This window comes from Nereida ignava, from assembly GCF_001049735.1.
GTDB lineage: Bacteria > Pseudomonadota > Alphaproteobacteria > Rhodobacterales > Rhodobacteraceae > Nereida > Nereida ignava.
Genome location: NZ_CVPC01000036.1, coordinates 1 through 11063, shown reverse-complemented (window position 1 = coordinate 11063; position 11063 = coordinate 1). Strand labels below are relative to the sequence as shown.

At 54.7% G+C, this 11063-nt stretch carries 11 protein-coding genes and 1 pseudogene; 4 read left to right on the top strand and 8 right to left on the bottom strand.

The genetic code is table 11. From position 1 onward, the window contains the following. A partial coding sequence (locus NIG5292_RS13915) for an integrase (RefSeq protein WP_048600143.1) occupies nt 1-390 on the top strand: 390 nt, incomplete at its 5' end. Between the two features lie 218 nt (nt 391-608). Here the strand turns inward: NIG5292_RS13915 and NIG5292_RS13910 are convergent. The 4 genes from NIG5292_RS13910 to NIG5292_RS13895 are packed head-to-tail and all read right to left on the bottom strand — an operon-like array spanning nt 609 to nt 5076. Continuing rightward, nucleotides 609-914: an AtuA-related protein gene (locus NIG5292_RS13910; protein ID WP_048600142.1), complete on the bottom strand. Its 306-nt coding sequence runs from the start codon at nt 912-914 to the stop codon at nt 609-611. After that, nucleotides 901-2247: an acyclic terpene utilization AtuA family protein gene (locus NIG5292_RS13905; protein WP_048600141.1), complete on the bottom strand. Its 1347-nt coding sequence runs from the start codon at nt 2245-2247 to the stop codon at nt 901-903. The genes NIG5292_RS13910 and NIG5292_RS13905 overlap by 14 nt, the downstream gene beginning before the upstream one ends. Further along, nucleotides 2244-4103 (bottom strand): TRAP transporter permease, encoded by a 1860-nt coding sequence (locus NIG5292_RS13900; protein WP_048600140.1) that lies wholly within the window; start codon nt 4101-4103, stop codon nt 2244-2246. The genes NIG5292_RS13905 and NIG5292_RS13900 overlap by 4 nt, the downstream gene beginning before the upstream one ends. 4 nt (nt 4104-4107) lie before the next feature. Then, nucleotides 4108-5076 (bottom strand): TAXI family TRAP transporter solute-binding subunit, encoded by a 969-nt coding sequence (locus tag NIG5292_RS13895; RefSeq protein ID WP_048600139.1) that lies wholly within the window; start codon nt 5074-5076, stop codon nt 4108-4110. Nucleotides 5077-5186: 110 nt separating this feature from the next. Between NIG5292_RS13895 and NIG5292_RS13890 the strand changes: the two genes are divergently transcribed. Then, entirely contained in the window at nt 5187-6089 is a 903-nt protein-coding gene (locus NIG5292_RS13890; RefSeq protein WP_048600138.1) for a LysR family transcriptional regulator, read from the top strand. A 195-nt stretch (nt 6090-6284) separates the two neighbouring features. Here the strand turns inward: NIG5292_RS13890 and NIG5292_RS13885 are convergent, their stop codons facing one another. Next, nucleotides 6285-6851, bottom strand: a complete 567-nt coding sequence (locus NIG5292_RS13885) for a tyrosine-type recombinase/integrase (protein WP_048600137.1) — start codon at nt 6849-6851, stop codon at nt 6285-6287. A 370-nt stretch (nt 6852-7221) separates the two neighbouring features. Between NIG5292_RS13885 and NIG5292_RS13880 the strand changes: the two genes are divergently transcribed. Continuing rightward, on the top strand, nt 7222-7713 hold the full coding sequence (locus tag NIG5292_RS13880) for a hypothetical protein (protein WP_048600136.1): 492 nt from the start codon (nt 7222-7224) through the stop codon (nt 7711-7713). A gap of 1028 nt (nt 7714-8741) precedes the next feature. Here NIG5292_RS13880 and NIG5292_RS13870 read toward each other — a convergent pair. Together NIG5292_RS13870 and NIG5292_RS13865 are read right to left on the bottom strand one after the other, a co-directional pair. Continuing rightward, nucleotides 8742-9074, bottom strand: a complete 333-nt coding sequence (locus tag NIG5292_RS13870) for a DUF3768 domain-containing protein (RefSeq protein ID WP_048600134.1) — start codon at nt 9072-9074, stop codon at nt 8742-8744. Continuing rightward, the gene (locus tag NIG5292_RS13865; RefSeq protein ID WP_048600133.1) at nt 9067-9525 is read right to left on the bottom strand and encodes a hypothetical protein; all 459 of its coding nucleotides are present in this window, start codon (nt 9523-9525) and stop codon (nt 9067-9069) included. The genes NIG5292_RS13870 and NIG5292_RS13865 overlap by 8 nt, the downstream gene beginning before the upstream one ends. Nucleotides 9526-9711: 186 nt before the next feature. On the opposite strand from NIG5292_RS13865, the gene NIG5292_RS13860 reads away from it, so the two are divergent. After that, entirely contained in the window at nt 9712-10383 is a 672-nt protein-coding gene (locus tag NIG5292_RS13860; RefSeq protein ID WP_048600132.1) for a hemerythrin domain-containing protein, read from the top strand. A gap of 283 nt (nt 10384-10666) precedes the next feature. Here the strand turns inward: NIG5292_RS13860 and NIG5292_RS14980 are convergent. Further along, nucleotides 10667-11063, bottom strand: a pseudogene (locus NIG5292_RS14980) (hypothetical protein); the annotation flags it as partial.

The window sequence follows — 11063 nt, the reverse complement described above, 5'->3', positions numbered from 1 at the left end:
GAGCGATCAGAGGACATTAGGCATATCCCATTCGAAGATTTACTTAAACAGCGTGTCGATCTGCCCGTGTTCAGATTGCCCGATGGCACTGTCAGCAAGAACATCCACCAGACGTTCCGCAAGTTCCTCACAGACACGGGGCTAATAATATGCCCGCGCACAGGGCAGAACAGGACGCTGTATAGCCTGCGTCACACCTACGCGACCTTTGCCCTGCTCAACGACGGGATGGACATACATGCGCTGGCTGTGCAGATGGGCACGTCGATTGGCATGATCGAGAGGCACTACAGTCATCTCACGCCGCGCTTGAAGAAGGACATGCTCACGGGCAAGCGGTATGAGCTATCGCGGGATGAGTTTGATGCACATACAGAAACCAGCGAGTAGCTAAGGGCTACATCTTGGGCGGAAAGCGGTAGTTCGCTGCGGTTTGGATAGAGGTCCGCTGTGCGGACAAAGCGGCTTTATAGAGTTGAAAACTCAATGTCCGGTTCTAACTCTGACGATCTGGGATCGCCGCTGCCGATAGTGTTTCCCTCTGACTTCTATCCAGCCGCGTTTTTTTTGATCGTATGCGAAAGTTTTAGAAGCCACATTTTGAGTATTCACTTAGTGATCTCCAGCTCAAGCAACACCGAGGCCAAGCATTTGCCATGAGCATCGAGCGCGAGGGATCTCGTCACGCCACCCTTCAGCGCGCCTTTGAGCACAAAATTCATGGCGTGGATCTGGGGCAATAGATAGCGGTGGATGTCGCTCGCGAACTCGGCGCCAAAATGATCCCGCACACGCGCTATTGTTACATTTTGCACCAGAGTGTCCCAATCTTTCGGGTCATAGGCGATGACTGAGATATTCGACGTATCGCCTTTGTCGCCGGTCCGCCCATGGGCGATCTTATGCAACCGCATGGTGCATCTCCATTATCTCAAAGTCGGTTCGAACAAGCTCGGACGGGATCAGCGTCGAGGCAATCGCGATGACTTCGCGCTCTGAACGCGACACGCCGCCCCCACCTGCAGGTCCGCACAAATATAGAGCCTCGACTTCGTTCGTGACACGCCGTGCGGCGTCGAGGGTACGGCACCGGGCCGCAAAGCGCAGCCGCACTTCACGCAAAGCGGCGAGGTCCGGTGTTGCGTTGTGCGGGATGGATGTTGTGCCGATCAGGGAGCAGTGCGTTTCGTCAATCTCTGACGTCTCACCGCCCAGTCGGCTCTTGAGGATCTCAGCGGCGAGTTCGGCCCGGGCTAGACAGTTTGCGCCCGCGTAGCTGATCTGGCCCTCGGCCTTCCAGCCGTCGCGATACCCGACCGAGACCTTGAGCGTGCCCGTACGGGCCCGGCCCGTCGCACCCGTCACGGCAACCCGATCCCGCCCGATCTGCGTGAAATTTACACCCGAGAAGTCCGCAACGACGTCGGGCTGGAAATAGCATGCAGGGTCGTGGATCTCGTATAAAAGCTGCTCGGTACAGGTCGCTTTGGTGACGTAGCCACCACTCCCTTCGACCTTGGTGATCACCGCGTTGCCGTCTGCGGTGACTTCGGCCAGCGGAAAGCCCACGTTTTCAAGATCGGGGACATCTTTGACACCAGGATCGGCAAAATMCCCGCCGGTGATCTGTGCCGCGCATTCGAGCAGGTGGCCGACCAATGTGCCCCGCCCCAACTTCTCCCAATCCTGAAGGTCCCATCCGAAATGGTGGATGAGCGGTGCGAGAAACAAGACAGGGTCGGCCGCCCTGCCGCAAATCACAATGTCCGCGCCAGCATCAAGGGCGCGTACGATCGGCTCGACACCGATATAGGCATTCGCGGAGACCAGGTTTTCCCGCAAATCAGCCGCTGGCGCGCCTGTCTCTTCTAGGGTGTAGGTTCCGATTGCATCAAGGACATTGTCGCCGGTGACTGCGGCCACTCGCAAATGTTCAAGCCCGAGGTCACAAGCAATCCTGCGCACCATTCGCGCGGCAGCGCGGGGATGTGCGGCTCCCATATTGCTGACAATCTTGGTGCCGTTGCGGGCTGTGATCGGAAGCACCGCCCGCATGCGCGCCTCAAGCATCGGGTCATAGCCTGCGTCAGGATCGGACAGCCGTGCTTGCTGGGCCAGTGCGATGGTTCTTTCAGCCAGACATTCAAACACAAGATAGTCGAGTTTCCCGTGATTGGAGAGCTCAATTGCAGGCTCGATCCGGTCGCCGGAAAACCCTGCGCCTGCTCCGATCCGCAAAACACTCATGCCATGACCTTTCCGTTGGACTGTCGCATCACATAGGCGCCCGCCAGAACCGCAATCGCGATGAACGGCGACAGTGGGTGTGGCCAGATGGCGATCGCGATAGCGGACAGAAGGATCGTGATATCCAGCGCCCGCGACGTGGTGATCCGCAGACCTGACAGCAGCGCCGGAATTGCAATGACAAGGACCAGCCCGCCGACAAGCGCTTCAACAGCCTGTAGCCATGTCCCTTGCAACGTCATGCCGGGGTAGAGGAGGAACAGGAACGGTATGACATAGGTGACGGCGCCCAGACGGACTGCCTGACCTGCGGCGGGAAGCCAATTCGTCTGCGCGATCCCGGAGGCGACGAAGACCGCCACACAGACCGGCGGCGTGATCACCGATATCGTTGCATAGTAGAAGACGAACATATGGGCCGCGAGCGGATCAATACCCACCGCCGTCATGGCGGGCGCCAAGACGGCAGCAACAAGCACATAGGCCGCAGTCGTCGGCAAGCCCATGCCCATGATCAGACACACACCCGCGACAATAATTGCCACCAAGGGAACAACATCACCGGCCACTGCGACGATCAAAGAGGACATCGTGACGCCAATGCCCGTCAGATTGATCATCGAAACAAGAACCTGCGCGCCTGCGAGCAGCACACCGATGATGACCATGCCCTTGCCTGCGTCTTCGAGGCCATCCATGACCTTTGAGACCATCTCTCGGACGGGCATCTGGCCGACCCGCGTCACCACGAAGGCTACCAGCAGCCCGATGATACCGTAGAAGGCTGCTGTCGCGATGGAGCGCCCCAGATAGATGCCCACGCACAGCCCGCCGAGGGCCAGAATAATCGGCAGAACGCGGCGCGGCGCAGCGATTGTTGACCATGCCGGAAGATCGTCTTCGGGGACGACGGCTAGGTTGCGGCGAAGTGCTACGAAATGGACGGTCATGAAGACGGACAGATAAAACAGGACGGCAGGTATGATCGCGCCCAGAATAATCGTGAGGTAGGGGATGCCAAGAATTTCAGCCATGACAAATGCCGCAGCACCCATGATCGGGGGCGCCAACTGGCCTCCGGTCGATGCGACAGCCTCAACAGCCGCTGCAAAAGGGCGTGGATATCCGAGGCGGATCATCATCGAGATCGTGAAGTTGCCCGTTGTGGCAACATTCGCGACAGCAGAGCCGGAAATCATGCCGAACAGCCCGCTTGCAATCGTCGCGATCTTGGCGGCACCGCCCGGCTGACGCCCGCCCAACCGCATGGCAAAGTCCATAAAGGCCTGCCCGCCGCCCGTATGTAACAGGAGTGCGCCAAACATGACGAAGGCGGCGATCACGGTCGCGGCAACGCCTGTCAGCATCCCCCAAATGCCCAGGTCCCCCAGAAAGATCGTTTCTGTCACAAAGGCGGCGTCGAAGCCTCGATGACTCAGGGCACCGGGCAGATAATTTCCAAAGAGCGCGTAGCCAAGGCCCGCAATGACAAGGATCGGGAAAATCAACCCGACCGTGCGCCGGCCAAGTTCGAGCACCGAGAGCACCAGACCAACGGTCAACCACATCTCGGCCGTCGTGGCCCATGGCAGGGTCGTCATGATCCGGTCGTAGTTCCAGACCACGTAGCCGCAGGCAGTGATCGTCACTGCGCACAGCACAAGATCAAGCGCCAGCCCGACCGGACGCCAGGATTTCCCGGCGCCCAGAGGATAAAGCGCGAAGCCCAAAGAGCTCACCAGCGCCAAAAACAGCGCCCGCTGGATCAGGCCTTCAAAAGGGCCGGTCGCCGCCGTGTAGAACACGAAAACTCCGACAAGGACCGCCAGCCCTCTTTGCACACGCTCGATCGTCATCGACCTAGCCGTCAGACGGCATCAGGTTATCGGGAATGTCGATCCCTTGCTCTTCAAACCAGCGCGCCGCACCGGGGTGAAGCGGGATGGTCCCGAACTGAAGAGTCATATCAGCGATGTTCGCGCCTTGAAGGCTGGCCATTGCATTGGCTTGTGCTGTCTCGTCCGCCATGATCGCGCTGACGATCTGATAGGCCGTTTCCTCGTCCATGGATGAGGGTGCGGCGACGCCAACCCCGAAGCTCCAGGTCGTGTAGGCGGGGATGCCATCGGCGGCCCCTGCGGGGATGTCCACAACCGAGATGTCAGGCATTTCGGTCCGGAGTGTCTCGGCCTGCGCATCGCTCAGCCCGAGAACGCTGATGTCGGTCGCCGTTGCGATATCCATCGTTGAGGCATCCAGCAACATGCCCGATCCGGATTTCACGTAGCCGATGATCCGATTGTCTTTGATCGAATTGACGATATCCGTGGTCGAGCCTCTGGCAAAATCAGCCGTCAGCCCGAGCGTTGCAAAAACCGCTTCGGCGGTGGCTTCGGTCGCGGATCCCTTGATCCCGGGGTTGAAGTCGGTTCCCGCAAGGCCCGCAAGGTCTGTCACGCCCGAATCCGCACGAACAATCACGTTTTGCGGTGCATTCGCATAGACCCACAAAAGCTGCATGTCCTGCGCATTTCCGTCAAAAGCATTGGTGCCAGCATGGGCATGCTGAACCACGTTGGTCGTCACAAGGCCAAGATCGAGCTGCCCGCGCGCCATACGCTGGATGTTATCCATAGTCGCGCCGGTCTCGACCACAGTGGCGTTGATGCCTTCCGCGTTCTCGTTGATTAATTGCCCTACGGCGACGAAGTAGCCGTAGTGGCTTGATGAGGCTGACGTTGATCCGATCAGCAGATCCTCGGCCTGTGCCGCAAGGGCAGAGCCTACGAGCGCGGTTGCACCGAGCAGTGTTCGCAATGTGTATTTCATGATGTCCTCCCAGAAAGATGGTGAAGGAACGCCTCCCGCATTCCTTTCGCAAGTGAGAAAATACGGTTTATGGTCATTGCGTGAAGTGCGATTTTATTCATAATTGATGCATGAATCGCAACAATCCAACTTTCCTCGACTTTCAAGCCGTCCTCACTTTGACCGAAACCCAGTCGTTCCGGCTGGCCGCGGAGCGCCTTGATATCTCCCCATCGGCTCTTTCGCGACAGATCACCAATCTGGAAACGCGACTACAATCGCGCCTCTTTGATCGTGATACGCGCAATGTCGAAGTCACGGTCGCAGGTCGTGCGTTTGCCCGCGTGGCCGAACGCATGGTCAACACGGTCGAGGATGGCATCGCCGAGTTCGAGAGCTTTCGATCCGCCCGCGAGGGACAGGTGACCATTGCAGGGCTTCCCTCGGTCACGGCAAGTCTGTTGCCGGACATCCTGAGCAGCTTTTCCAAGGACCACCCCAAGATCAACCTCAGGATTATGGACGGCCTGTCGGGTGATGTTCTGGACGCTGTCGAAGCGGGAACTGCCGACATCGGCTTTACGGCAGGAACCGCCACGGCACGCACGCGGCTGTCGTTTGAGCCGTTGATTACTGATGAGTTTGTCGCCCTCGGACTTCCGGATGGTCCCTTGGAGGAGGATCGCGCTTACCCATGGACGGACCTGATCCAGATGCCACAGATCGCGATGGCGACGGGCACAAGTGTGCGCGAGCTTGTGGATGGAACTTGTCTGCGCTCTGGAACGACCTTGCGGCCCCGGTTCGAGGTGTCCCACCTCGCGACAGCCGGGGCGCTGGTGTCTGCGGGGCTGGGCATCACCGTCTTGCCACGTCTGACCCTGAAGGTTCTGCGAACCGAAGGTCTTGTCACCCGCGAGATATCCGATTTCGGCGCAGAGCGCCGGATCGGGCTGGTGCGGCGGACCGGTCGGTCGTTGTCCCCAGCAGCGACGGCGTTTTTGCGTTACGTCAAGGTTTCGTCTGAGCGCTAGGGAAGCCCTCGATACTTGCACCCAATGCCTTGGCCGGAACGACAGAACCTCTCACGAGCAGCGCTCAGTAGTAATAGAGTGCGATTGGTTTAGCGCTATAGGCGACATTCGTGCATGATGCAGCATCATGCAACATGGGCTCAGACCCGACCTTAGCTGCGCGACCCACCAAGGTCCGCTAAGGGCCGAAAGCGCCTACAGCAGCTCCACAGCCTCGCTAAGCTGCTCAGAATTCACATCGATATATCTCTGGGTAGTGCTTATGTGACCATGCCCCGCCAGTTCAGCCAGCAAACGCACACCCACGCCTTTGTTGGCCAAGCGTGTGATATAAGTGCGCCTTCCCGAATGGCTTGATGCATCTTTAAGCCCTACCGCTTTGTAGATATCCAGGAACAGCTGGCACATGGTGTTGGCCGAGAAGTGCCCGCCCTTTTGGCTCTCAAACAGGGGACGACTTGGATCACCCAAGTATTTGATCGCGCCATAGTCTCCAAGCGCCTTACGAAGCCGCTGGTTCAAATACACAGTGCGTGTGTGCCCGCCCTTGCTTTGTGCTGCGCTTAGGATGAACTGCTCACGCACGTTGCCTGCTTCATCAAACACGTTGCCGACTGTGAGCGCAGCAATCTCCTTGGCCCTCAGCCCTGCGTAAAAGCTTGTGAGTATGATTGTCTCGTCACGCACCGGATGACGCCTGCTACGGCAGTACTGTATCACACGGCGCAACTGCGCATCGTTCAGTGTCTGTGCTTGGCGCATGGCGCTATCTCCTCAAAACCTAAGCATTTGTTAGCTTTGAGCATAAAGTCTGAGATATTGGTCTTCCTACCGGAAAAACGTCTTGCCTGAAGTCTATGTTTTACAATGACTTACGCAATAATCTCATACTATGTATGTTCTATGAGGTTTTGAGCTGTGAGGTTCAGCTCAGGCAAAACTGCGCAGTTAATGGCTATTGCGCTCACGCTAAGGGCTCAACACCTGCATTGCACCCAGCTTAGCGCGGTCAGTATTACAACATATTGCACAGCCTCAGATCCCGTTAGAATTGAATCCAACCCAAACTGAGCAGTATAATTGGGTATAAACGGCGATTTTATCCCGACTGTTCAAACTTACGGAGCCATGCTTGAACGACATTACAACATACCTAAGCCCACTTATAACAGATCTAGCTGGTAGCGCTGCCCCCCTGCCCCCAGACACTGAGCCTGAGATCGCCAAGCTGAACAAGCTGCGACAGTTGCTCTATGCTCAATTGGGGCGTGAGAGCCGTTACAACATGCACGTCATGCAAGACCACGCACTAGATGAGCCAGTGCGTATCTTGGAATTAGAAACTGATGTGCTGGCTTTTATACACAAGCAGGCCCTTCCCGTGTCTGTGTTGTTTGAATGCGAGGTTGATGCACAGTATCTGTGGCGCATTGCGTCCCGCTATCCAGCCTTCCACAAAAAGCTCTTGGAGCTCAAAACCAAACATCAACTGTTGGAAGAAGCTTATCGCCACATCAAAGTGGCCAAGCTCAAGGCCATATGTGAAGAACCCCTGGGTGATGTTGCGTATGTGCAGGCTTTGATTGGACTGCTGGAATTGGCGCTGAGTGAGGTTCATGACTGAGATCCTGCAGTCTCGTGAGGTACTATGCTACTCAAATCCTCACACCACAAAAAATTAAGCCATTGATATTAATGCGTAATAAGGCAAACACTGTGTTTGGATTTAGTATGTTTGGCAAAAATGGCAAACACAGTGTTTGCAACATGTATGTTTGACGCAGTAAATCGAAACACTGTGTTTGAACTGCGATTGCGAAAGCAGTGTTTGAGTTGCGTTTGCACGGCGTGCTCCCTGACCTGTACTAACTCTGTGAGGGGCAGAATTGCTGTGTTTGTGCTGGGTTGATTTGTGTTTTAGCCCGCATCGGCACCATCAGAGATCGTGAACACTCCCACGCTCAATGGGCTATCGGATAAGCGCTCGAGGTGACGTGCAGCCCTCACACGGGGGTACATGCGTGTGTTTAAGCGTGTTGGAAGCGCCTTTGTGAGAAAATTAACCCTTTGATACAATGTAATAAAAAGGCAAACACGGTGTTTGGAAATGCAGTGTTTGCTATTTTTGCCAAACACGGTGTTTTGAAGTGCAGTGTTAACACTGTAATCGCAAACACAGTGTTTGAATTGCGTTCGCACAGCTTGCTAAGTGAATCATGCTCACTTTGCTATGGGCGGATTTGCTGTGTTTGTGCCGGCATGATCCGTGATTGGCGGGTGACTTGGTTGTGACGCAAAGCTCAGTCATACGTTCATTGGGTGGTTCAAGCGGATCTAGTCGCGTGATTTAGCATGTCCAGCGACGGATTACGGCTGACCTTGGCTGCTCTATACACTCAGCGGAAAAATTGGGGCATTGATTTTATTGAATAATAAGCCAAACACGCTGTTTGGAAACGCCATGTTTGAGTTTTTTTGGCAAACACGCTGTTTGCAACAGGAGTGTTGGGGCATTTGCAAATAAACGCCGTGTTAACACCGTAAGTTCAAACAGCGTGTTTGACCTGAGTATCGCTGCCTCACCCCCCTCAGTGCTGACTTTTTGTAGGGCAGATTTGCTGTGTTTGTGTTGGGATGACCCTTGAGTTGAGCTCAATACTCATCTGCCAGCATGACGGTGAGCACCCGTGTGGTCACATTTGTATCTGTTGGGTCTGGCGAATGCATCTGCAGGTCTAGATCGTAATAGTCAAACTTCCAAAAGAACGTTGTGCCCTCAAGTGTGATCACTCCAAAGTCGTGCTCGGCATAAGGGTCGTTGTCGGCTGTGAAGTTGTCGAAGTCCTCCACAGCAATCAGCAGCTCAGCAACTGTGAGTGGATCGCAAGACAATACGCCCTGAGTGAGTATCCAGCGACAATGATCAAGACGCTGCCGCGCTCGATCATTAAGTGCTGCTATTTTAGCTGTGCTTGCGTCAGGCATTTGCTGCTGCCTTGGCCGCCCCCGGTTTGATCCGTGGTTGCCGCTCTGCCACTTTGGTGATGGCCCCATCCAGCTCCCCTGCAGCCGCTGCATTAAGAAATGCATCTAGAACCCCAGCGACTTCATCCAATGACTTCACAAACACCGCATTGTTGGTGCCATCTGCTGCAATCACACGCGCCCCATAACGGCACTGCACATACCAGCCACTGTCTTGAGCAAAGAACCACGGACGTACTGTGCGGTGTGTTTTGACCAGCACACGTTCCCCCATGTCATTGGTCATCCATTTGTGTCGTTCAGCGCGATGATCTTGCTTCTTAGTTGCTGCGGCATGCACCAGTTTTTGTTCCTTAAGCCCTGCTACGAGTTTGTCACGTCGCGCTATGATGGGATCGCGTTTGGTGCTGCGATCAACTGTCTTGAATGTAAGCTTTGCGAGATGTGTCATGTGCGCTCCTAACTGTTTGGTTACAGCTAAAGCGTATGTTCAGACTTAATGCAGAGCTACCGGAAAGACGCCCAAGATACTGATTATATGTAATAATATGAGATTATAGGGTAATGCGCAGATAAGTGCGGCATTGAGTATTACCTGTAAAGCGTAAGCGCACGTATCCTAACTTGATAGGAAACGGTGGCGCTCGTCGCTCCTGTAGATAAATTGATTGCAGCCCTACTGCTCGACGTCCTTGACTTGGCAACTGTGAAGTATTTATTGCCGAGCATGACTGATCTCTCAATCCTGCCCCTCGATGACCTCACAATCGATGAAGCTTCACGGCCGAAAGCGCCTAAGGTTGCAGCAGCCACAGATATGCACCGCCGCCAAGGTCGACAGCTTGCGGCAATCCATCGTCATTATCTTATGGAGATGGCACAGATTGGTGCGGTCTTGGAGAGGATCGAAGCGAAAGATACTCCACCTGAGCACCTGAAGAAGATTGTGCTTTCACTTGATATGGCCGAAAACTTTCGAGCGTTTGGATCACTTTGCGGGCGTGAATGCCAAGTCCTGAAGTTCCATCATGACATCGAAAGTTCAGACATGTTCCCTCGAATTAAGGCAGCAGGAGGTGGCATGTTCCAGCAGATTGTAGCCAAACTGCTTTCAGAACATGAGGTAGTGCATGAATTGATCATTCGCCTCAGCCGAGCCGCAGACACGTTGGCTACAAATCCAAGCGAAGCTAACTTCATTGATGCCTCACATGTATATCGAAAATTAGAAGAAGTTGTGCGTTCTCATTTTGGTTACGAGGAGGCAGAATTGGAGGAAGCGATCGGATATTATCTGGGCGGCATATAAAAGTGCCAGCAAATAGCAACGTGATTGAGACCAGCTGTTGGGACTACTTTCCTTAAATGACCACGCCCACAAAAAAAGCGTCTAACGGTTTGCTCCGCTGACGCTGTCTTTCCGTTAAGTCTCTGTCTGTTTGATCTTCTTCGTTTGAGCCTTTGTTGATGTTCTGTGTTCTTTTGAACCTTCGTTAGTTTGAACAACAGCTCGTGAACAAGGATGTACCAAGACCTGCGCCTTTGGCATCTGTGTTGTTCAAGCTGCTCAGGTGTTTGCTGCGCGAAGGGGCTTAGCCACGCTCCATCATCTGCAAATCACCGCTTGCCTCATATTGTGCCTTTTGATCGTTTAATGCCTGTTGTGCCTGCTGTAGCCAGAGTGGGCTGGCTGCCCGTGTAATACGATGTGCTTGTTGTTGGGTGTAGTTGTCGTTGGGCGCAAAGTTTAACTGTGCATTATCCCAGCAAAGGTTGTCTGAGATTGTGTCACTGCCCATGCGCCAGTATTCGTGAGTGACATAGCTTGTCACAGCTGCACGGTCTTTTACGGGCATGATCCAGTTCTTTGCCAATGGCGCTGTTTGCGCATGATGCTGCGCCCAGACTGCGTTGAGCAAACAGCATGTCTGTTCCGTGTCCTGCAGTGGGCTTGGCATTACGAAGTGAACATGGAAGTTCTCGTGATCC